Consider the following 21,261-nt stretch of genomic DNA (forward strand, 5'->3'; position numbering starts at 1 on the left):
TACACTGAGCGCATGAGTGTTGAGATCCGCCACTTGCGCTGTTTGGTTGCCCTCGCCGAAACGGGCAGCTTTACCGATGCAGCCATCGAACTCGGCGTCTCGCAGGCTTCCATCTCCCGCAATTTGGCCAGCCTTGAAGACGCGCTCGGCGTCCGGCTTGTCGACCGCACAACGCGGTCGCTGCAACTGTCTCCGGCTGGCGAGAGGACGCTGATCCACGCCCGCCGCCTCCTTCTGGTCCTCGACGGGTTGGAACGGGACGCGCGGTCGGAGAAAGCGGTAGTCCGGCTGGGGTATGCCTGGTCCGCCCTTGGAAAGCACACCGTGGAGTTTCAACGCAGGTGGGCGACCGCCCATCCTGATACGGAACTCCAACTCATTCGCACCAATGCCGCCACCGCGGGTCTGGCCGAAGGGGTAGCAGACTTGGCCATTCTCCGGCGGGAGCCCGATCCCGAAGCCTTCGACATGACGCGCATCGGATTCGAAAAGCGCTATTGCGCGATGGCTTCGGATGACCCGTTGGTTTCACGCCGGAGTGTGACCCTGGCCCAGGTCGCCGATGGCACCGTTGCGCTCGACCTCCGCACCGGCAGCACGAACATTGAACTGTGGCCGGCAGACGGGCGGCCCCAATCCACCGTCAGCATCGGCAACATCGATGACTGGCTGACGGTCATCAGCAGCGGCCAAGCCCGCGGCATCACTGCCGAAGCCACCATGCACCAGTACCGCAGGCCGGGGCTGACCTATCGCCTAGTACGGGACGCCCCCGCACTGCCGGTCTATGCAGCTTGGCCGAAATCCCGCCCGTCGGGCGAAACCGGTGCCATCGTCAAATTGCTGACCGAGCTTTATAGCTAGCGCAAGGACTTTCCGCGCTACCCATCCGCCCTCCCCAGCCAATCGTGTCCGTCAGAGTGGCAGTCCCGCGCCGGCCTTGAGATTCTTCATGACGATGGTGGAGGTCAGTTGCTCGACGGCGGGCAGCGCGGAGAGCTCCTCATCGTAGAAGTGCTGGTAGGCAGACAAATCCGCCGCGACTACCTTGAGCAGGTAGTCAATATCCCCGAAGAGCCGCTCCGCCTCAATGATGTGCGTATTGGCTATGACCTGGCGTTCGAACTCTGCCAGCGTGGCACGGTCCACCTGGCGCAGGGTGACAAACACGATGGCCTCAAAACCCAGCCCGACGGCGGACCGCTCGATGTCAGCCCGGTAGCCGCGGATCACCCCGGAAGACTCCAGTTCCCGCAGCCGGCGGTGGCAGGGCGCGACGGTCAGCCCGATGTCGCTGGCGAGCGCAGTGGCAGTCCTTCGCCCATCCTGCTGGAGACTGCGCAAAATACTTCTATCAATCTTGTCAATCACGCAAGAATCTTACTCCAGACCTGCAGTTCGGCAATAAAAAGGTAAGCACTTCTCAACGGTTTTTCCATACGGTTATTCCAGCTAGCCAGTCACCCCTTCGAGCAGGAGTTCCCATGGATCAGCAGCTGTTTTTCGGCTTCGCCATTGTCGCCTTTACGCTGGCCTGCACCCCGGGAGCCGACTGGGCCTACTCGATTGCGGCCGGCTTGGGCCAGCGCAGTTTCGCCCCGGCCGTTGCCGGGCTGTGCAGCGGCTATGTGCTGCACACCCTGCTGGTCGCCGCCGGACTCGCTGCCCTCATCGCCAGCCAGCCGTCCCTCCTTGGCTGGCTGACGGTCGCCGGCGCCGTCTATCTCGTCTGGCTGGGAATCAGCACGGCCAGGAGCTGGCGCGCCGCCAGCTTCAGCAGCGGCGAAACGGACAACTCGCCCAGCGCCACGGGCCGAGTGGCAACGTTCTTCCGCGGAATGGGGACCAGCGGCATCAATCCCAAGGGCCTGCTTCTCTACGTGGCGCTGGTACCTCAGTTCGTCAGCCCACAGGCGTCCCTGCCCGCATCCGTCCAGTCCGGCATTCTGGGGCTTTCCTTTGTCGCGGCTGCCGCCCTCGTTTACACCCTGGTCGCTTTGGCGGCGCGGAAGCTGCTCGCCTCCCGCCCGGCCGCCGCCGGCCGGGTCACCTTGGCCAGCGGCACCATCATGATCGCCCTGGGCGCTGTCCTGCTGTGGGAGCAGGCCGGACCCTTGCTGGCCTTCTTCGTCTAACCACAATCCGCGAAGCGGGGCCCTGCCATGGCAGGGCCCCGCCGTCGTTGTTTCCCGCCCTTCCCGACAAAGCACGAAAATCGGACTGCATTTTCGGGGGAAGCCGGGTATGGTCCTGGCACTGGTCGGGCTGGCTGTGCCCGCGTAGCGTAAGGGGCAATCCCTGTACGGGACAGAAAATGGCGGCTGGCCCGGCCTCGATCCCTGACAAGCGCTGCAGGAGGCAATTGTGGAGCAACGGTCCACCATCACCGTCCGGAACAATCCCGACCGCCGGCGTTACGAACTCCTGGACGGCGACGCCGTCATCGGCACGGCCCAGTGGGTTCCTTACGAGACGACGGACGGAGAACAGCGGCTCTTCTACCACACCGTTGTCGACGACGCCTATGCCGGGCAGGGCTTGGCCTCACAGCTGGCCCGCTACGCGCTGGACGACACCAGCAAAGCAGGCCTACCGATCATCCCGGTATGCCCCTACATCAAGAAGTGGCTGCGCAAACACCCTGAGTACAAGGCGCAGACCGTGCTGGTACGCCCAGAGCACCTCGCCGCCGTACCCCGGTCAAGGGCGCAGTAACCGCGCCAGTCCGGCACCGTGTATCTCGCGTGAGCGTCGGCCACATCTTTGTTCTTGTCAGGAGTGGCTGCGGTCACAAACGGGCAGTCGGAGTCGCTAGCATGGAGCACAACCGGGCAACCAGCCCGTCTTGATCCCGATGAGGCCAAAGTCGTTCCGAACGGAGTCCTTCATGCCAGAGCCCACCGCTGTGCCCCAGTTGACCGAACCGGTGAATCCAGCCGAACTGCTCTGCGACCGGCACCCTGCGGCCGATACCGCGTTCACCGTAATCGAGCCGGACCTGAGCTCGACGGACCTGAGCTACGGCTGGCTCAAGGAGCGTTCGGAGCAGGCCGCGGCGGCCTTTGCCGACCTGGGCGTGAAACCGGGAGACCGGGTGGCGACGCTGATGGGCAAGAGCGGGGATCTGGTGGCGGTTCTCGTGGGCCTTTGGCGGCTGGGCGCCGTGCATGTCCCGCTGTTCACCGCGTTCGCCACGCCCGCCATCGAGGTGCGGCTGGCCCGGAGCGGCGCCGCCGTCGTCGTCGCCGATACAGCCCAGTTGCAGAAGCTCGATGGCCTGCGGGACAGGCTCGGTTTGCAGGTGATCGTCGCAGGCGCCGACGCCGAGACCGCAAATAACGACGACGGCGCGGCGCACCTGAGCGCGTTGCTCGACGCGCAGAGCACCGGCTTCCCCGCCGTCGAACGCTCACTCGATGACCCGCTGGTGGAGATCTTCACGTCCGGAACCACGGGCGAGCCCAAGGGCGTCCCGGTTCCGGTCAAGGCGCTGGAAGCGTTCCACGCCTACCTGCATTACGGGCTGGATATACGCGAGGACGATGTCTTCTGGAACGTGGCCGACCCGGGCTGGGCCTACGGGCTGTACTACGGACTGCTGGCGCCACTGTATGCCGGCCGCCGCAACCTCCTGCTCCGCAGCGGCTTCGATCCGGAGCTGTGCTGGCAGATCCTGCGGGACTTCAAGGTCACCAACTTCGCTGCCGCACCCACCATCTTCCGCTCCATGCGCGCCGCCCGGCCCGAGGGCATCGACGGGCTGGCCGTCCGCCGCGCCTCCAGCGCCGGTGAACCGCTGGATGCGGACACCATTGCCTGGTCCGCGAAGTACCTCGGAGCGGCGGTCCGCGACCACTACGGGCAGACCGAAATGGGCATGTGCATCATCAACTGCTGGGAGGAATCGGCCGCCCGCGAAGTCCGGCCGGGGTCCATGGGCTTCGCCATGCCCGGCTACACCAGCACCGTGCTGGAGATGGACTCCGACGAGGCCGCGGCTCCCGGCGTGAAGGGTCGCGTGGCACTGGATGTTCCGGCCAGCCCGCTGTTCTGGTTCAACGGCTACACCAACGATCCGGCCAAAACCGCCGGGCGGTTCAGCGCCGACGGCCGCTGGTACTACACCGGGGACACCGGGCAGCTGGACGAGGACGGCTACACCTATTTCTCCTCGCGGGACGACGACGTGATCATCATGGCCGGCTACCGGATCGGCCCGTTCGAAGTTGAATCCGTCCTCGCCACCCATCCGCTGGTGCAGGAAAGCGCCGTGATCGGGGTGCCGGACGAGCTCCGGGGCGAACGGCTGGAGGCCTACGTGGTGCTGCGGGATCCTTCACGGGCGTCCGAGGAGCTGAAGGCCGAGCTGCAGCAGCTGGTCAAGCAGCAGTACGCCGCGCACGCCTACCCGCGGACGGTCCACTTCGTCGAGGAACTGCCGAAAACCCCCAGTGGCAAGCTGCAGCGGTTCGTGCTCCGGGCCCAGCACGCCAAGGAATAGCAGCGGCAGGTTGCAAAGGCGTACCCCGCCGTCGTCGTTAGTGGCCTTTACTTGAGCCAGGTGTGCGGTGCGGGGCGGCGGGTGCTGGGCAGCGAGTTGTTCAGCCGCCACTCGTGGATCCACTCGGGCAGGACCAGGTCCGCTGGCGGCTGGCCCGTCTCCGCGAAGATCTCCTCATTGCTGACCGGACCGCGTTTGGAGACCAGGCGGGCGCAGATGTAGGCGCGGGCGTAGATTTCGCCGCCGCTGACCATGCGCTGCTCGAAGAAGATGGCCCGCTCGTCGAACCCGATAATCTTCGATTCGATGGTGAATCTGGCGCCCAGATTCAGCGGCTTGCGGAAGCTGATGGTCTCGCCGCCGACAATGGGGTTCCAGCCGTTGCGGCGCATTACAGTCCACATTCCGCTGCGGACCATCAGGTCGAACCGGCCCAGATCCATCAGCGAGAAGTACATCCCGTTGTTGATGTGCAGAGCCATGTCCACGTCCGTGGGCAGCACGCGCAGCGGCAGCGACGAGGTGTCCCAGATGCCGAGTTTCGGCTGGCGGCGGGAGCGGAACAGATGGAAAAGGGTGCGCAGAAGCAGATGCATGCACCACATGCTACGCGCTGGTAACTTAGCAGACGCCAACTTGGCCGCGGCCCTGTTGCGCCGGCAGCGCTCCGCGTAGGGTAAGGGCATCTGATTCCAGAGGAGGGCCGCCATGCGAGTCGCCGTCATCGGAGCCACCGGAAACGTCGGCACTGCGCTGCTGCGCCGCATGCAGCGCGCGAAAGCGGAGGACCATGACGCGCTGGAGATCGTGGGGATTGCCCGCCGTCTGCCGGAGATGCCACGGGAACCGTACGACGGCGTGACCTGGCATTCCGTCGACGTCGCCTCGGACACCGCGCGCGAACGGCTGGCCGAGGCACTCACCGGTTGCGACGCCGTCGTCCATTTGGCCTGGGTGCTCCAGCCCAACCATGACGAACCCTTCATGCGTCGGGTCAACGTGCACGGCACCGCGAACGCCTTGGCAGCCGCCGCGGAAGCGGAAGTGCGGCACTTTGTCTGCGCCTCGTCGGTCGGCGCCTACAGCCCGGCGAACAAGGACCGGCCGGTGGATGAAAGCTGGCCTGCCCGCGGCATAGCCTCCTCGCATTACAGCCGGTTCAAGGGCGAGCAGGAGCTGCTACTGGACGAATTCGAGCGGCGGCATCTGGAGGTGCTGGTGGCGCGGCTGCGGCCCGGCCTCATCTTCCAGCACGACGCCGGCGCCCAGATCGGGCGCTACTTCCTCGGCCCGCTCATCCCCAAGTTCTTCCTGAACAAACTCCGGATTCCGCTGCTGCCGATTCCCCAGGCGTTCAAGTTCCAGGTTGTCCACGCCGACGATATCGCCGATGCCTACTGGCGGGTGGTTGACCAGCGCGCCGGCGGCGCGTTCAATGTCGCGGCGGATCCGGTGTTTACGTCCGAACTGCTCGGCGGAATGCTCAGCGCCCGGCGGGTGCTGAACGTCCCGGTGGGACTGATCCGTGCCGCCGTCGGCCTCTCCTGGGCGGTGCGGCTGCAGGCCTCGGACCCAGGCTGGATCGACATGGCCCGGAACGCTCCCATCATGAAGACTGACCGGGTCCGGACCGAGCTCGGCTGGACCCCGCGCTACAGCTCAGTCGAAGCGCTCCAGTCAGTGCTCGACGGGCTGGCTGCCGGCCAGGGCGTTGCCGGTTCCCCGCCGCTGCAGCCGCGCTAGTCGCCTGCGGGCAGCCGTTACTTGTCGTCTGGTTCCTTCTTCGGCGGGCTGTCAACGGTCTCGATGGCGCCCGTCTCTACGGGTTGCGCAAAGGGAACCGTGCTTGGGACGGCAGTCGCGCCGCGGACAGGGCCCATCCGGCGTTGCCGCAACGGATCCTTCCGAAGGTCCGCGTAGAGGGCGACGCAGAGTCCCATAATGATCAGCACAAACGGAGTCGCCGCCAAAATGGTGAACGTCTGCAACGCACCCAGCCCGCCGACAAAGAGCAGGACCGCTGCCACAGCGCCGGTGAGGATCGCCCACATGATGACCAGCGGTTTCCAAGGTTCCTTCTTACCCCGCGAGGACAACGTGCCAAGCACCAGAGAGCCGGCATCGGCGCCGCTGACGAAGAAAACTGCGGTCAGGATCATGACCACAATCGCCGCGCCGATGAAGAAGGGATACTGCTGCAGCAGTGCGAAGAATCCCGCCGCCTCGCTGCCGGTACCGGCAATGTCCAGTCCGCCCAGCTGGGCGTTGATGCCGGCGCCTCCAAAGATGGTGAACCAGATGATGCTGACGGCGGTGGGAACCAGCAGCACACCGAGGACAAACTCCTTGATGGTGCGGCCGCGCGAGATCCGGGCGATGAAGGTGCCGACGAACGGCGTCCACGAAATCCACCAGGCCCAGTAGAAGATGGTCCAGCTTGCCAGCCAGTCCGCGCCACCGAAGACGGCGGAGTGGAAGCTCATCGACATGAGGCTGGACAGGTAGGTGCCGATGGAGTTCGGTAGCAGGTCGAGGATGAACACCGTAGGCCCGACGACGAAAACGAACATCAGCAGGACGGCGGCCAGGATCATGTTGGTGTTACTCAGCCATTTGATGCCCCTGGACACCCCGCTGGCTGCGGAGAATACGACGCCGACAGTCAGGACGCAGATGATGATGATGGGCAGCGCGGCCCCGGGGTTCTCTTCGAACTCGCCCGTCCGCAGCAGTGACAGGCCCGCGGCAATCTGCAAGGCGCCCAGTCCCAGTGAGGTGGCAGAACCGAATTTGGTACATATGATGGCGAGGATATCGATCGGCTTGCCCCAGCCCTTCTCGATCCGCTCCTTGCCTAGCAGGGAGTGGAACGGCGCGCTCATCAGGTTGCCGCGGCCCATCCGGTAGGTGGAGTAGGCCAACGCAAGGCCCACCACGGAGTAGATAGCCCACGGGTGCAGTCCCCAGTGGAACAGGGTATAAGCCATGGCCGAGCTCGCGGCGGCCTCGGTGCCCGCTTCCGCACCGACAAACGGCGGCGGCGAGGCGAGGTGGGTGACCGGTTCGTAGACGCCGAAGAACATCAGGCCGATACCCATGCCAGCGCTGAACATCATGGCGATCCAGGACAGTGTCGAGAATTCCGTTTCCTCGCCTTCGCGGGAGAGCGGTATGTTCCCGTACCGGCCGAATGCCAGGACCAGCGAGAAGGCGACGAAGCCGGTGGCACCGAGAATGAAGAGCCAGCCGAAGGTGCTGGTGATCCAGCCGAGGGCCGCGCCGGCGGCCGCTTCGATGGCCTCTGTGAAGAAGATGCCGAGAATACAGACGACGACGACGATCACTAAGGAGACGCCGAAAACAGTTTTGTCTATGCCGGCCCATCCATGGGCTGGAGTGTCGGAGACCGCATCACCTAATTGCGATTCCGGCAATTTGCCCGCTTGATGTTCACTCATGGAAACCCTCGCTGGTCCGTGTTGTTCTGCTCTGCTGCAACGGGACTAAGCCCTGTTCAACGCTTGCCACTTCTGCCCCGGAATCTATCGTTAGTATAGTTGCAGCCATGAACGAGCTAGGCTACACGCACAGCGGCGACTCCGGCCAAACGGACTTCGGCGGACATGGCACGATCCCCAAGACGGATGTGAGGGTCGTAGCGTACGCGGAATGCGATGCGGCGAACGCGTCAATCGCTGTAACCCTGGCTGGAGGTGCACTGCCTCCGCAGCTGGTTGCAACGCTGGTCAGCGTGCAGAATGACCTGTTTGACCTGGCCACGGATCTCAGCATTCCGTTCAACAGCCCCACGCCGGCCAAAGCCCGGATCATTCCCGGCCATACTGAGCGGATCGAGCGCGCCATTGAGCATTTCGAGCAGGAAGCCGGCGACCTCAGCGGCATGCTCCTGCCCGGCGGAACCCTCGCCGGGGCGCTGCTGTACCAGGCCCGCTCGGTTGTCCGTCGCGCCGAGGTTGCCATCTGGCGCGCCGTCGAGGAACACCCGGACACCGTTAACATCGAGTGCGCCCGCTACATGAACCGTGTCTCCGGACTGCTGTTCGTGATGGCCCGCGGGGCCAACGCCGAACACGGAGACGTGCTGTGGGTACCGGAATCCTCCGTCTCGATGCCGGCCGAACCCGTGGAAGAGACCGGCGGAGAAAGCCACTAGCGGCGGAACCTCAGCGTGGCCAACTGGAAGGGCCGGAGCCGCACCTGGGCTCCGGAGCCCAGGTCCTGGAGCCAGTCCGCCGGATCTTCGCGCTCCAGCAGATCTGTGGCGGCCACGCCGTCGTAATCAAAGTCGGGCTGTAGCACTGCTTCGGCCCGGCCGCCGTGCGCCTCGTACAATCGCACCACCACGTCGCCGCTGCGGTCTTCGGCCAGCTTGACCGCTTCGATGACCACCGCGGGATTATCTACGCCGAACAGCGGCGTGAGCCCGGTGCTGCCTGCATCGGCGCCGGCATTCGCTTCGGCGCTGGGCGCTGCCCCGCCGGCGGTGCGCAACGGCAGGTTCAGCCGGTACCCCTCCGCCACGGCTTCGGGTATTCCGGCATTGGGCCGCAGCGAGAACCGGAAGGCATGCCGCCCCTGGTCCGCCCCCGGATCGGGAAACAACGGCGCACGCAGCAGCGACGCCCGGACGGAAGTGTACGTCCCGGCACCGTCGGCGAGCGCGGCGCACCCGATGTCGTAACCGTAGGTGGCGTCATTGGCCAGAGCCACGCCGTAGCCGTGCTCGGCAACCTGGACCCAGCGGTGCGTCACCGTTTCGAAACGGGCTGCATCCCAGGACGTGTTGCTGTGGGTGGGCCGGTAGATGTGTCCGAACTGGATCTCCGAGGCGGCACGTTCCGCATGCACGTCCAGCGGGAACGCCAGTTTGAGCAGTTTCTGCTGCTCGTGCCAGTCCACCTCAATGTCGAGTTCGACGGCGGTTCCGTCCTGGCTCAGCCGGATCTGCTCGGTCAGGACGGAGTCCCCGAACGAATGGCGGATCCGCAGCCCGGGCGTCCTGACCGTCTCAAGCGGTTCCACGAAATCCGCCTTGCGCAGCTCGACCACGGTTGCCTTGTAGTGCTCGTCGAGGTCCCATGCATCCCACTGGTTGGGCGTGTCGCGGAAGACCTGGAACAGGTTTCCTGCCAGGCCGGCCGGCACCAGCTGCCGCCCGGCGCCGCGGTCCAGCAGCGAGGTGAGCAGTCCGCCGTCGTCGATTGTCAGTTCCAGCGCTTCACTGCGCAAGGTCCACCCTCCCTCGCCGTGTTCCAGCCGGGTCGGCACAGGTTCTGCGGGCGTACCGCCGCCCAGCCCGGGCACCCCGGCCACCGGGCAAGGACCGGCGTTGACGCTGAGCGGGCCACTGCCCGGATTGACGACGGCGGCGAGGGCCTCCGCGATCAGCCTTTCCAACGTTTCGGCTACCTGCGCGTAGTTGCGCTCGGCCTCCTGATGGACCCAGGCGATCGATGAGCCGGGCAGGATGTCGTGGAACTGCTGCAACAGCACCATCTGCCAGGCACGCTCCAGCTCGTCGTAGGGGTACGGCGTGCCTTTGCGGATGGCCGCGGTGGTGGCCCAGAGCTCGGCCTCGCGCAGCAGGTGCTCGCTGTGCCGGTTGCCCCGCTTGGTCCGCGCCTGAGAGGTATAGGTGCCGCGGTGGAACTCCAGGTACAGCTCGCCCGAAAAGACCGGGGGCTCCGGATACTCCGCCTCGGCTGCGCGGAAGAACGTTTCCGGGCCGGAGAGCTGCACCCGCGGCGAACCCTCGAGATCCGCCGTCCGGTAGGCCGCCGCGAGCATCTCGCGGGTGGGCCCGCCGCCGCCGTCGCCCCAACCGAAGGGCAACAGCGAGGTGTTGGCCGCACCCTTTTCGCGGTAGTTCCGCTGGGCATGGGCCAGCTGTGCCGCGGAGATATCCGAGCTGTAGGTATCCGCGGGCGGAAAGTGCGTGAAAATCCGCGTGCCGTCGATCCCTTCCCACTGAAAGGTGTGGTGTGGGAAGCGGTTGGTGTCGTTCCAGGAAATCTTCTGCGTCAGGAACCAGCGGGAACCGGCGGCCTTGACGATCTGCGGCAGCGCGCCGGAGTAGCCGAAGGAATCCGGCAGCCACACGTCCAGCGGCTCCATCCCGAAGTTCTCCAGGAAGAAACGCTTGCCGGCGACAAACTGCCGCGCCAGCGCCTCCCCGCCCGCCATGTTGGTGTCCGGTTCCACCCACATTCCGCCGGCCGGCACAAAGCGGCCGCCGCGCACGGCTGCGGCAACCCGCTCGAACAGTTCGGGATAGTGCTCCTTCAGCCACGCGTACTGCTGGGCGGACGAGGCGGTGAAGACGAAATCCGGGTGCTCCTCGATCAGGTCCAGCACGTTGGAAAACGTCCGGGCAACCTTGCGCACGGTCTCACGTACGGGCCAGAGCCAGGCGCTGTCGATGTGGGCATGGCCGACGGCATGGATGCGGTGCGCGCTGGCATACGCCGGTGCCTCGAGTACTTCGGCCAGGCATGCCCTCGCCGCCGGGGCCGTCGAGGCGAGGTCCTGAGGATCGGCGGCATTGAGCCCCCGCTCCAGTGCGCGCAGGATCTCATGCCGGCGCGGCAGGTCCTCGGGCAGCTCGCGCATCAGCCCGTCCAGCGCCCGGAAGTCCTGCATCAGTTCCCACACCTGCACATCCAGCAGCGCCAGGTCCGCCCGGGCCAGCACATTCTGCGGCTCGGTCCCGGCGGTGGCCTTGTCCCCCAGAGGCGTGGGCGCGAAGAGGAATCCGTCCGCGACGTTGGGGTTGGACGCCGCCTCCACATAAAACTCGATCCTGCCATCATGCCCGGGAGCCAGCGGGACCTGCATGTTCAGCGGTTCAACGCCCTTGATGATGCTGCCGTCCGGGCGGTAGGCCATCCCTTCGGCTTGGAAGCCGGGCAACAGTGAGGTGCAACCGAGATCGATCACGGCCTCCAGCCGCGCGGCGCCCGCGTTCTCGCCCGCGGATAGCGCAACGGAACCTTCCCCGCGGAGGCGGGTGCCGCCGTCGTACTTTGCGGTCCAATCCGAGGGAATCTGGCCGGTGAACCGGAACCAGGTGGTCCCCCACGGCAACCCCCAGGGCCGGCCCACGGCAAAGGGCTCGAACTGCTGCAGCATCGCCTCCGTGCAGGGAACCGGCTCGTCCGGGCAGGCCCACGCTTCGACCCGCAACGGTACAGCCTCCCGGTAGAGCTGCGCCGCGAGCCGCTCCGTCATGAACCGCTGGATCCGCGCCTCGACCAGTAACCGGTTGTCGTGCATAAACACTCCTTGGGGACCATGGTGAGGACCCACCGCCGTCCTTACGCCACGGTGCCACACTGGCCGAAGAAGCGGAAGATGCTAGCGACTGCTATCCGCTTGGAACAGGAGCAGATCCAGTGGGGAATGGGCACGCGACCGGCTGGAGGGCGGCTGAGAAACAGTGCCAATTGGCGTCACTTCGGCGTAGGGTGGCCCGTATTGGGAGCGGACGCTGGACAAGCTGCCGGGTCATCGTTATTGGCGTCACATGCAGGTCGCTGGAATACTGGACAGGCTCACTCACCCCCACCCGGTCACCCCGGAAGGACGCACCTCGTGAACGACCAGATATATCAGATCATCGCCATGGCGCTGTACATGGCAGGAATGCTAGGCATCGGGTGGTGGGCTTTCCGGCGCACCGACGACCTGGACGACTACATGCTCGCGGGCCGCGGCCTGCATCCCGGGGTAGCGGCACTGAGCGCCGGCGCTTCCGACATGTCCGGCTGGCTCCTGATGGGCCTGCCCGGCGCCCTCTACGTGGGCGGCCTGTTCGAAGCTTGGATCGCCATCGGCCTGACCATCGGAGCCTGGCTGAACTGGAAGTTCGTCGCTCCGCGGCTGCGCGCCTACACCGAGGTCTCCAACAACTCGATCACGGTGCCAAGCTTCTTCGATAACCGGCTCAAGGACAAGACCCATATCCTCCGGGTCGCTTCCGGCGTCATCATCCTGGCCTTCTTCACCTTCTACGTCTCCTCCGGCATGGTGGCCGGCGGCGTGTTCTTCGAGGCCTCCTTCGGCTCCAGCTACCTGACCGGCATGCTGGTTGTCAGCGGCGTCACCGTGCTGTACACGCTCTTCGGCGGCTTCATGGGCGCAACGTTCACGGATGTGGCCCAGGGCATCCTGATGTTCCTCGCACTGCTGATTGTCCCGATCGTAGGCGTTTTCGCCACCGGCGGCATCGGCGCAACCTTCGACTCGATCCGCGAGGTGGATCCGGACTTCCTGAGCCTGTTCGCCGGCGGCACACTGGTGGCCGGCATCTCGGCGGCTGCATGGGGGCTGGGCTACTTCGGCCAGCCGCACATCATTGTCCGCTTCATGGCCATGCGCTCGGCGGCTGATGCCAAGGCCGGCCGCCGCATCGGTATCGGCTGGATGATCCTGACCGTACTTGGTGCCGTCGCAACAGCCCTCGTCGGCATCGCCTACTTCCAGCAGAATCCGAACGCCACACTGGCGGACCCGGAATCCGTGTTCCTGGACCTGGCCCAGATCCTCTTCCACCCGTTCATCGCCGGCATGGTCCTCGCCGCCGTGCTGGCCGCGATCATGAGTACCCTCTCGTCCCAGCTGATTGTCTGCTCGTCGGCACTGGTCGAGGACCTGTACAAGATTGTCAGCAAGAAGCAGGCCTCGGCCAAGGCGCAGGTGATGCTGGGCCGGATGGGCGTACTGGTCGTCTCCCTCATCGCCATGGCCCTGGCCTGGAGCCAGAACGATACGATCCTTGGGCTGGTGGCCTTCGCCTGGGCCGGCTTCGGCGCCTCCTTCGGCCCGACCGTCATCCTCTCGCTCTACTGGCGCAAGCTCACCATGCCCGGCGCCCTTGCCGGCATGGTTGCCGGTGCGGTTACCGTCTTCTGGTGGGGCAATTCTGCGCTGACGGAGACCATGTACGAGATTGTTCCGGGCTTCATCCTGAACGTGATCGTCGCGGTGGTCGTCAGCCTGATCACCTACAAGCCCAATGCCGAGATCGAAGTGGAATTCGACGAAGCCGTGGGCCGGGCCAATGCGCCGGCACCGGCGCCTGTGGCTGCCGCCGAGCGGTAACCGGTGGCGGCCGGCCGCTCCCGCAGCAGCGGCTGCCGGCGCCTGAACCACAGCAAACATCCGACGGCGGCACTCACCAAAGTGCCGCCGTCGGACGTTGTTTCCCACCAGCGACAAACAGTGATTTGATTTTCCCAATCACTTGGGCGGATACTGGCAGTCCGCTCAATCATCCGAGGAACACCCATGTCCGTGCCGCGCGCTCTGCGCCCCTTTGCACACCACAACTACCGCGTGCTGATCGCGGCCCTGGCGATCTCCATTTTCGGCACCGGCATGTGGGCCGTCGCCATGGTGTACCAGGTCATCCACCTGGACGGCGGTCCGGCCGAGCTGTCCATCGTTGCCACCTGCTCCAGCGTCGGACTGCTGGCTTTTGTGCTGCTGGGCGGCATCGCAGCCGACCGGCTGCCGCGGCGCCGGCTCATCCTGGCTGTGGAGGCAGTCAACCTGGCCGCCATCGGCGCGGTCAGCTTTTTGGCGCTCACGGACAGGCTGCAGCTGTGGCATCTGGCGGCCGCCGCCTTCCTGCTGGGCGTGGGTGCGGCGTTCTTCTTCCCGGCCTACTCGGCGATCCTGCCGCGCATCCTGCCCGCGGACGACCTGCTGGCAGCCAACGGCATGGAAGGAACCATCCGCCCGCTGCTGCAGCAGGCCGCCGGCCCTGCCGCCGCGGGCATGGTGGTAGCGGCATTCTCGCCTGCCGCCGCCATCGGCTGGATCAGTTTCTGCCATCTGGCAGCTTTGGTGATCCTGTGCTTCCTCGGCGCCGAACCCGCCCCGGAAGGCGGCCCCGCCGCACCGGCGAAGGCCTCCGTCCTGGCGGACCTGCGGGAAGGTGTCGCCTACACCGTCAAGACACCCTGGCTGCTCTGGACACTATTGTGGGCCGTGGTCGCGACGCTCATTTTCATCGGCCCGATCGAGGTACTGCTGCCCTTCGCCGTCGCCGCGCAACTCGATGGCGATGCCAGCACCTTCGGCTTCCTGCTGGGCATCTTCGGAGCAGGCGGGGCCGTCGGCGCCATGGTGACGGCCTCCCTGCCCCTCCCCCGCCGCTACCTGAGCGTGATGATCATGATGTGGGGCGCCGGCATCATGCCACTGGCTATCCTCGGCTTCACCGACAGCTTCTGGGTCATGGCGGGCGCGTTGTTTGTCATGGGCGCCACCGGCAGCGCAGGCATGGTGATCTGGGGAACACTGCTCCAGCGCCGCGTCCCGTCCCACCTGCTCGGCCGCATCTCCAGCCTGGACTTCTTCGTCTCACTGGCACTGATGCCGGTATCCATGGCGCTGGCCGGCCCGCTGGGCGAGATCATTCCGATCTGGCTGATCTTCCTGCTGGTCGGGTTGGCGTCGCCGGTACTGTCCGTGATCGCGATTGTCTGCGGCCGGATGTTGCGCAACGAGATCGAGCACCCGCTGGAGCGGACGCTGGCACCGGCCGACCAACCGGCGGAAGCGTAGCCCCAAGCACTCCCAATAACGACGACGACGGCGGCCCTCACCTGGGTGCTGGCGAAGCCTGGACTTCGCCCGCCAAAGGTGGGAGCCGCCGTCGTTCTTGTCTCTTTGGCTGTTTGCCTACCTGGCGGAGGCGTCCGCCAGTTCGGAGTTGGCGGCACTGCTCTCGCCGACCGGCCCGAGCAGGCGGACCGCGACGGCGGCAACCAGAACCACCGCGCCGACGACCAGGTACAGCTGGACCGGGCTCCACTCGGCGTCCAGCAGGGAGCCGGTGATCATCGGGGCAACGATGGCGCCGATGCGCCCGATGCCGATCGCCCAGCCCACGCCGGTGCTGCGGGTTCCGGTGGCGTAGAGTGCCGGCGTGACGGTGTAGAGGCCGGCGATGCAGCCATTGATGAGCATGCCGACGCCCACACCGGCGACGAACGCGAGCACCAGGATGCCCGCGGAGCTGATGAAGAGCACCATGGACACCGCCGAGAGCACCGCGAAGCAGATAAACACGCCGCGGCTGCTCCATTTCGTCGCGAGCACCCCGTAGAGGATGGAGCCGAAGGTGCCGCCGAGGGTCAGCATCAGGCCGCCCACCACGCCCTGCTCGGCGGTCATGCCGGCTTCGACAAGTAGGCGCGGCGTCCAGCTGTTGACGAAGTAGAAACCGAACATGGTGGCGAAGAACGCCAGCCAGATCAGCAGCGTGGTGCGGCGGTTCGCCGGAGCCAGCAGGTCACCGACCTTGTTGCGTCCCTTCGCCCGCCCCGCGGCGCCGTGGGCCTCGCTGAGGTCCGTGACCGCAGGTTGCCCGATACGGCGGGCAATCCGGTTCAGCCGCTCCACCACGTTTCGCGGGCGGCGGGTAAGCAGGAAGTCCACGGACTCCGGCAGGAGGACGGCCAGCAGCACCAGTGCGGCAGCGGTGGCAATGCCACCGAACACGAAGACCGAACGCCAGCCGTAGCTGCCCTGCAGCGACACGGCCGCCATGCCGCCCAGCGTGGCGCCGACGCCGTAGCCGGCGGTATAGATGCCGATGCCCAGGCCGCGCCAACGGTCCGAGGAGTACTCGCTCGCAATGACGTTGGTGCAGGCCAGGATGCCGCCGACACCCAGGCCGGTGACCACCCGCCACAGCCCCAGTTCGACGGCCGAGTTCGCCAGCGCGGACAGGAACATTCCGCCTGCCGCCAGCGCCAGTGAAACCAGGATCATCGGTCGGCGTCCGACGACGTCGGCAAAGGGCGCCAGCACCAAGGAGCCGATGGCCATCCCCACAAGCCCGGCGCTGAGCAGCAGGCCAAGCTCGGTGCCGCTGAGGCCGAAATCGTTGGTCACGCTGGTGGCGGTGAAGGCCATGGCCATGACGTCGAAGCCGTCGAGTGCGTTCAGCAGGACGCACAGTCCGATGATCAGCCACTGATAAGGAGACATGGCCGATTTATTGATCCGCTCGCGCAGTTCCATTCACTACTGTCTTTCTCGAAGTTTGCTCGAAATTGTGGGGCGTCCCGTTGGCTTGGTTTACGAGACCTCGATGGTCACGAGTGCCGGGCCGCGGTGCGGGTCGGCGTCGGCCTTGGCTCCGGTTTTGGAGGTGACGGCGCGGGAGACGCAGCAGCACATTTTTTGCGTGGCGTTTTGCTGGCGTTCGGAGTAGAACACGTCGCGGTGGTCCACGGCGCCGTCGAGTTCCAGTATCCTCACTTCGCAGAGCCCGCATTCGCCCTTGCGGCAGTCGAACATCATGCCCACGCCGGCGTCTTCCAGGGTTTCCAGCATGGAGCGGCCCTGGCCGACCTTGGCCTCGACGCCGAGCCGCGGAATCCGGACGATGAACTCTTCCGGGTCGTACCAGCCGGAGTTGCCGAAGGTCTCGTAGCGCAGGTTCGGCAGGTTCAGCTCCCGCTCGGTCCAGGCGCGGCGGACCACGTCCATCAACCGGATGGGACCGCACATGTACAGTTCGGTATCCAGGTCCGCGGAGGCGACCAGTTCGTCCACTTTAAGCGAGGTGCCTTCGTCATCGATGTGGACCACCAGGTTCTCGCCGTGCAGTTCCTGCAGCTCGGACAGGTAGGCCATCGCCGCGCGGCTCCGCCCGGCATAGACGAACGTGTAGTCGGCCTTCAGGTTCTTCAGCACGCGGCCCATGTTGATCATGGCCGTGATGCCGATGCCGCCGGCCAGCAGGATGTAGCGTTCGGCACCCACGCGCAGCGGGAAGTTCTGCAGCGGCTGGGTGATCTCCAGGGTCTCTCCCGGCTTCAGCGTGTGCATGAAGAGCGAACCCCCGCGGGACTGCGGCGCCTTCATCACGCTGATAACCAGTCGCCTGCCGTCCTCGCTGGACTCGACCACGGAGTAGGAGCGCTTGTCCTGCTCGCCGTCGATCATGACCTTCAGGTCCACGTGCGAGCCCGGCTCCGCCTTCTTGGGCAAGGAGGGTTCCAGGACGATGCGCTGGATGTCGGTGGCGATGGCCCGGGCCTCGAGAACAGTTGCCTGCTGCCAGACCTCGACGTTTGTTGCTGCCATTAGTTCATAACCTGTCTCACGTGTGGCCGGCCCCTACGCGGTGGGGACCAGGCGTCCTTCGGTTTCGAGCATGCGTTCGATCAGGCGGCGCACCCACATGCCGCCGGCGTCGATGTTGAGGTTGTAGAACTCGTAGTCCGGGTTCGCATCGATGGCCGCCTGCTGGGCCTTGAGCATTTCCTCGTCTTCGCCGAACACCCCGTGCACGCCGTTGCGCAGCTGGGTGGTGATCAGCTGGCTCTCCAGCCGGTAGTTGCGCATGAACGCCCAGAAGTAGTGGCAGGACCGGTCCGTCTCCGGGGTGATGGTGTTCATGACAAAGCCGTTGACGCCCTGGCTGCGGTCGCCCTCCGGCGCGCCGGTGCCGGCCTTGGCCACCCCGACGTCGATGTTGATGGTCGAGGGGGCCTGGAAAGTGATGATCTGCCAGCGGTCCACCTTGCCCTCGAAGCCGGGGAACTTGTCCCGCATGTTCTTCAGCCAGAACGGCGGCGCATCGATATTGTGCATCCAACGGGAGACCGTGACCGTGCTGCCGTCGTGGGTGACCACGAAGTCGGACTCGCTGAGCTCTTCCTGGCCGATCGAGGACGAGTGCACAAATTCCTCGTGCGTCAGGTCCATCAGGTTATCCAGCACCAGCTGGTAGTTGCAGTCGGCGTGGATGGTTTCGCCGTCGCCGGCCCACTCCTCGGAAGACATCTGGTGCATATCCGGCACCAGGTCCGGATCCGCCTTGGTCGGATCGCCCAGCCAGACCCAGACATAGCGGTAGCGCTCCACCACAGGGAAGGACGGCACCGTGGCGCTGGGGTTGATGGTTTCCTGCGCCGGCATGGACACGCAGCGGCCGGCCGAGTTGTAGACGATGCCGTGGTACGGGCACTGGATTCCGTCCTTGCCCATGGTCTTCCCCATCGACAGCGGGGCCAGCCGGTGCCAGCAGGCATCCGCCAGCGCAACGGCCTTGCCGTCCTCGGTCCGGTACAGGGCCAGCGGGCGGTTCGCGACGCGGCGGGACATCGGCTTGCGGGTCACTTCGTGGTCCCAGCCGGCTACGTACCAGGCGTTCAGCGGATGGCCCAGGACCTTATTGGTCGTGGAACTGGTGGACTGCACTGCGGTCACGGTGATTCCTTCCGGTCACCGGGCATCTCATCTGCTATGACAGAAGGGACCCGGATTGAATAAGTACAAGATGAATAAGAGTTGGGTCGGCACTACTCGACTGATCCACTATCTATCTCCATAGTTAGTGCCGTGGGACACAGCATATCTATGGATATAGTGGTTTGCAACACACCGACGAGAAAAGGTTGACGCGTGAGTCTTCGCTACGCCCTGCTGGCACTGCTGACGGTTGAACCGATGACCGGCTACGACCTCTACAAGGAGTTCGAATCGTCGGTGGGCCACGTGTGGCATGCACCGGATTCGCAGATCTACCCGGAGCTGCGGCGGATGGAGAAGGACGGACTGCTCGAAGGCGAAGAGATCAGCTGGGGCCAGCGCGGCAAGAAGCGGCAGTACCACATCACGGAAGCAGGCGTGGCGGCCTTCCGGACCTGGATGAACGGAACCTTGGACTACGCGCGCGTGCGGGACCCGGCGCACCTGAAGGCCGCCTACCTGGAGTGGGCGGAGCCGGACGCGGCCCGGGAGCAGATGCTGGCGCACATCCGGCACCATACGGAGTTGCTGCAGCAGTGGCACGACAAAGTGCGCGAAATCGAAGAAGGCGCCAGCCCCATGCTCAACCGGCGCCTGGCCAAGGTCCCGCCGGAGCAGCGTCGCAAGACAGCCGCGTTCAAGAAGTTCACCTACGAGGGCTTGATAGCGCGGGCCGAGCAGGAAATTGCCTGGGCCAACCGCGGCCTGGCCCTGATCGACGAACTGTATGCGGAGCCGGAGACCGCAGACGCGGGGAAAAGCTGACCCTGCCAGGCTGGCAGGATCAGCTTTTCTTGCCGCAGTCCCCGGACGGAATCAGCTGGAGTACTGTTTGCGCAGATCCGCCTTGCGGATCTTGCCGCTGGCCGTCCGCGGCAGGTCCTCCACGACCACCACGCTCTTGGGAATCTTGTAGCGGGCGAGGCGGTCCCGCAGATGGTTCTGGACGTCTTCTTCCGACAGGTTGAAACCTTCACGGACCGTCACGATGGCCCGCGGCACTTCCCCCCACTTCGGATCCGGAACACCGATCACCGCAACGCTGCTGACGGCCTCGAGTTCCACAATGATCTGCTCGACCTCGGCGGGGTAGATGTTTTCGCCGCCGGAAATGATCATGTCCTTAAGCCGGTCCGAAATGAACAGATACCCCTCTTCGTCCACATAGCCCATGTCCCCGGACTTGAACCAGACATCATCGGCATAGCTCTCCGCCGTGGCATCTGGCCGGTTCCAGTACTCCTTGATGACATTCGGTCCGGAAATCTGGATTTCACCGACCTCGCGGGCGGGCAAGATTTTACCGGCAGGATCCGCAATGCGGACGTCGGTAAAGAAGTGCGGCAGTCCGGCTGACCCTGCCTTTTCGCGCGATTTGTTGGGCGCGAGGCTCGTGGCACCCGGCGCCGTCTCCGTCATACCGTAACCCCCAGAGAAGGACAGCCCGCGGGATTCATAGGCTTCCAGCACCCGCATCGGCACCGCGGAACCACCGCAGGTCAGCTTCTGCAGCGAATTGATGTCCGTCTTGTCCCAGTCCGGATGCTCGCAGAGCAGCTGGTAGGTAGTGGGCACCCCGCTGATGCTCGTCGCCTTGTATTGTTCGATCAACTGCAGGGTCCGGCCGGGCTCGAACTTGGGCTCCAGGACCACCGTGGCCCCCTTGAGCAGCGCCGGCAGCACGCCCATGCCGAGCGAGGCGACATGGAACATCGGGGCGATCATCAGGGCCACATCGGTGCTGGCCATGTCATAGTCCACCAGGACATTGAAGCTGTTCCAGGTCATATTGCCGTGCGTCAGCAGGGCACCCTTGGGCCGGCCGGTTGTCCCCGAGGTGTAAAGAATCATCGCCGGGTCATCCAGCGAGACCTCCACATCGCGGTGCTCGTCGGAGCCCGAAGCGATGGCATCTTCAAAAAGCTCGACGGCGGTGCCGGATTCGATCTCCCCGTCCGGCGACACAGTGGCCGGGCCGTCCTCGACGACCAGCCGGTGTGTCACCGCCGTTTCCCGGCCTCCGCGGACGGCAAGCCCTTCGAGCGTGCGCGCATGGACCAGGATTTTGCTGCCTGAATCCTGCAGCGCGAACTGGATCTCCGGCGGTGCGAGGCGGGTGTTGAGCGGGACGAAAATTGCCCCCAGGGTTCCACAGGCGAAGAACGTCTCGAGGAAGGCCGCGTGGTTTTCGCCGAGGTAGGCCAGCCGGTCACCCTTCGCAAGACCGCGATCGGCAAAGGCGCTGGCAAGTCGGTCCACGCGAAGCGCAAAGTCGTCATACGCCAGCTGACCCGCACTGCTGATGATGGCGGTTTTGCCCGCGGACTTAACGCGGCGTTTGTGAATCCATGAACCCAACCCTTGGTTGCGCATCCTTACACGTACCCTTCGTGATGTTCCGGCACCCGGAAGACTTCCCTCAGCCAACAGATCCCGTGAGCACAGTCACAGGAAGATACCCCACG

General features: G+C 65.3%; 17 protein-coding genes. 9 read left to right on the forward strand and 8 right to left on the reverse strand.

Annotation, left to right across the window (positions count from 1 at the left end; genetic code table 11):
* Window positions 1-12: 12 nt before the first annotated feature.
* Window positions 13-864 carry a LysR family transcriptional regulator gene (locus AC20117_RS04860; protein WP_074700740.1) on the forward strand — a complete coding sequence of 284 codons (852 nt, stop codon included), beginning with the start codon at window positions 13-15 and terminating at the stop codon, window positions 862-864.
* A gap of 51 nt (window positions 865-915) precedes the next feature.
* Here the strand turns inward: AC20117_RS04860 and AC20117_RS04865 are convergent, their stop codons facing one another.
* Window positions 916-1,371: an Lrp/AsnC family transcriptional regulator gene (locus AC20117_RS04865; protein ID WP_074700739.1), complete on the reverse strand. Its 456-nt coding sequence runs from the start codon at window positions 1,369-1,371 to the stop codon at window positions 916-918.
* Between the two features lie 113 nt (window positions 1,372-1,484).
* On the opposite strand from AC20117_RS04865, the gene AC20117_RS04870 reads away from it, so the two are divergent.
* The 3 genes from AC20117_RS04870 to AC20117_RS04880 all read left to right on the forward strand — a co-directional run bounded on the left by AC20117_RS04870 (window position 1,485) and on the right by AC20117_RS04880 (window position 4,501).
* A complete protein-coding gene (locus tag AC20117_RS04870; protein WP_074700738.1) occupies window positions 1,485-2,135 on the forward strand; it encodes a LysE family translocator in 651 nt (216 codons plus the stop codon).
* Window positions 2,136-2,364: 229 nt separating this feature from the next.
* Window positions 2,365-2,715: a GNAT family N-acetyltransferase gene (locus AC20117_RS04875; RefSeq protein ID WP_074700737.1), complete on the forward strand. Its 351-nt coding sequence runs from the start codon at window positions 2,365-2,367 to the stop codon at window positions 2,713-2,715.
* A 172-nt stretch (window positions 2,716-2,887) separates the two neighbouring features.
* Window positions 2,888-4,501 (forward strand): AMP-binding protein, encoded by a 1,614-nt coding sequence (locus tag AC20117_RS04880; protein WP_074700736.1) that lies wholly within the window; start codon window positions 2,888-2,890, stop codon window positions 4,499-4,501.
* A 47-nt stretch (window positions 4,502-4,548) separates the two neighbouring features.
* Here AC20117_RS04880 and AC20117_RS04885 read toward each other — a convergent pair whose 3' ends face one another.
* Window positions 4,549-5,097: an acyl-CoA thioesterase gene (locus tag AC20117_RS04885; RefSeq protein WP_074700735.1), complete on the reverse strand. Its 549-nt coding sequence runs from the start codon at window positions 5,095-5,097 to the stop codon at window positions 4,549-4,551.
* A 112-nt stretch (window positions 5,098-5,209) separates the two neighbouring features.
* Here AC20117_RS04885 and AC20117_RS04890 point away from each other — a divergent pair, with 112 nt between their 5' ends.
* Complete coding sequence (locus tag AC20117_RS04890; RefSeq protein WP_074700734.1) at window positions 5,210-6,244, forward strand: NAD-dependent epimerase/dehydratase family protein; 1,035 nt, start codon at window positions 5,210-5,212, stop codon at window positions 6,242-6,244.
* 17 nt (window positions 6,245-6,261) lie between these two features.
* On the opposite strand, the gene AC20117_RS04895 is transcribed toward AC20117_RS04890, so the two are convergent.
* Entirely contained in the window at window positions 6,262-7,959 is a 1,698-nt protein-coding gene (locus tag AC20117_RS04895) for a BCCT family transporter (RefSeq protein ID WP_074700733.1), read from the reverse strand.
* 107 nt (window positions 7,960-8,066) lie between these two features.
* On the opposite strand from AC20117_RS04895, the gene AC20117_RS04900 reads away from it, so the two are divergent.
* Complete coding sequence (locus AC20117_RS04900; protein WP_074700732.1) at window positions 8,067-8,675, forward strand: cob(I)yrinic acid a,c-diamide adenosyltransferase; 609 nt, start codon at window positions 8,067-8,069, stop codon at window positions 8,673-8,675.
* Here the strand turns inward: AC20117_RS04900 and AC20117_RS04905 are convergent.
* Window positions 8,672-11,794, reverse strand: a complete 3,123-nt coding sequence (locus tag AC20117_RS04905; RefSeq protein ID WP_074700731.1) for an alpha-mannosidase — start codon at window positions 11,792-11,794, stop codon at window positions 8,672-8,674. The genes AC20117_RS04900 and AC20117_RS04905 overlap by 4 nt on opposite strands.
* A gap of 318 nt (window positions 11,795-12,112) precedes the next feature.
* Between AC20117_RS04905 and putP the strand changes: the two genes are divergently transcribed.
* Entirely contained in the window at window positions 12,113-13,621 is a 1,509-nt protein-coding gene (putP, locus tag AC20117_RS04910) for a sodium/proline symporter PutP (RefSeq protein WP_074700730.1), read from the forward strand.
* A 186-nt stretch (window positions 13,622-13,807) separates the two neighbouring features.
* Window positions 13,808-15,091 carry an MFS transporter gene (locus AC20117_RS04915; protein ID WP_074700729.1) on the forward strand — a complete coding sequence of 428 codons (1,284 nt, stop codon included), beginning with the start codon at window positions 13,808-13,810 and terminating at the stop codon, window positions 15,089-15,091.
* 117 nt (window positions 15,092-15,208) lie between these two features.
* Here the strand turns inward: AC20117_RS04915 and AC20117_RS04920 are convergent, their stop codons facing one another.
* The 3 genes from AC20117_RS04920 to AC20117_RS04930 all read right to left on the reverse strand — a co-directional run bounded on the left by AC20117_RS04920 (window position 15,209) and on the right by AC20117_RS04930 (window position 18,754).
* Window positions 15,209-16,522 carry an MFS transporter gene (locus tag AC20117_RS04920; RefSeq protein ID WP_236777445.1) on the reverse strand — a complete coding sequence of 438 codons (1,314 nt, stop codon included), beginning with the start codon at window positions 16,520-16,522 and terminating at the stop codon, window positions 15,209-15,211.
* Window positions 16,523-16,612: 90 nt separating this feature from the next.
* Window positions 16,613-17,626 (reverse strand): PDR/VanB family oxidoreductase, encoded by a 1,014-nt coding sequence (locus AC20117_RS04925; protein ID WP_074700727.1) that lies wholly within the window; start codon window positions 17,624-17,626, stop codon window positions 16,613-16,615.
* 33 nt (window positions 17,627-17,659) lie between these two features.
* Entirely contained in the window at window positions 17,660-18,754 is a 1,095-nt protein-coding gene (locus AC20117_RS04930; protein ID WP_170837952.1) for an aromatic ring-hydroxylating oxygenase subunit alpha, read from the reverse strand.
* Window positions 18,755-18,949: 195 nt separating this feature from the next.
* Here AC20117_RS04930 and AC20117_RS04935 point away from each other — a divergent pair, with 195 nt between their 5' ends.
* A complete protein-coding gene (locus AC20117_RS04935; protein ID WP_074700725.1) occupies window positions 18,950-19,561 on the forward strand; it encodes a PadR family transcriptional regulator in 612 nt (203 codons plus the stop codon).
* 51 nt (window positions 19,562-19,612) lie between these two features.
* Here AC20117_RS04935 and AC20117_RS04940 read toward each other — a convergent pair whose 3' ends face one another.
* Entirely contained in the window at window positions 19,613-21,169 is a 1,557-nt protein-coding gene (locus tag AC20117_RS04940) for an acyl-CoA synthetase (RefSeq protein ID WP_074700724.1), read from the reverse strand.
* Window positions 21,170-21,261 lie beyond the last annotated feature (92 nt).

Source organism: Arthrobacter crystallopoietes (assembly GCF_002849715.1).
In the GTDB taxonomy this organism is placed as follows: Bacteria; Actinomycetota; Actinomycetes; order Actinomycetales; family Micrococcaceae; genus Crystallibacter; species Crystallibacter crystallopoietes.

What these genes read in the sequence shown, in the direction of transcription:
- AC20117_RS04860 (WP_074700740.1), top strand. Translation starts at nt 13, where the DNA reads ATGAGTGTTGAGATCCGCCACTTGCGCTGTTTGGTTGCCCTCGCCGAA.
- AC20117_RS04870 (WP_074700738.1), top strand. Translation starts at nt 1,485, where the DNA reads ATGGATCAGCAGCTGTTTTTCGGCTTCGCCATTGTCGCCTTTACGCTG.
- AC20117_RS04880 (WP_074700736.1), top strand. Translation starts at nt 2,888, where the DNA reads ATGCCAGAGCCCACCGCTGTGCCCCAGTTGACCGAACCGGTGAATCCA.
- AC20117_RS04885 (WP_074700735.1), bottom strand. Translation starts at nt 5,097, where the DNA reads ATGCATCTGCTTCTGCGCACCCTTTTCCATCTGTTCCGCTCCCGCCGC.
- AC20117_RS04890 (WP_074700734.1), top strand. Translation starts at nt 5,210, where the DNA reads ATGCGAGTCGCCGTCATCGGAGCCACCGGAAACGTCGGCACTGCGCTG.
- AC20117_RS04895 (WP_074700733.1), bottom strand. Translation starts at nt 7,959, where the DNA reads ATGAGTGAACATCAAGCGGGCAAATTGCCGGAATCGCAATTAGGTGAT.
- AC20117_RS04900 (WP_074700732.1), top strand. Translation starts at nt 8,067, where the DNA reads ATGAACGAGCTAGGCTACACGCACAGCGGCGACTCCGGCCAAACGGAC.
- AC20117_RS04905 (WP_074700731.1), bottom strand. Translation starts at nt 11,794, where the DNA reads ATGCACGACAACCGGTTACTGGTCGAGGCGCGGATCCAGCGGTTCATG.
- AC20117_RS04915 (WP_074700729.1), top strand. Translation starts at nt 13,808, where the DNA reads ATGTCCGTGCCGCGCGCTCTGCGCCCCTTTGCACACCACAACTACCGC.
- AC20117_RS04920 (WP_236777445.1), bottom strand. Translation starts at nt 16,522, where the DNA reads ATGTCTCCTTATCAGTGGCTGATCATCGGACTGTGCGTCCTGCTGAAC.
- AC20117_RS04925 (WP_074700727.1), bottom strand. Translation starts at nt 17,626, where the DNA reads ATGGCAGCAACAAACGTCGAGGTCTGGCAGCAGGCAACTGTTCTCGAG.
- AC20117_RS04940 (WP_074700724.1), bottom strand. Translation starts at nt 21,169, where the DNA reads ATGCGCAACCAAGGGTTGGGTTCATGGATTCACAAACGCCGCGTTAAG.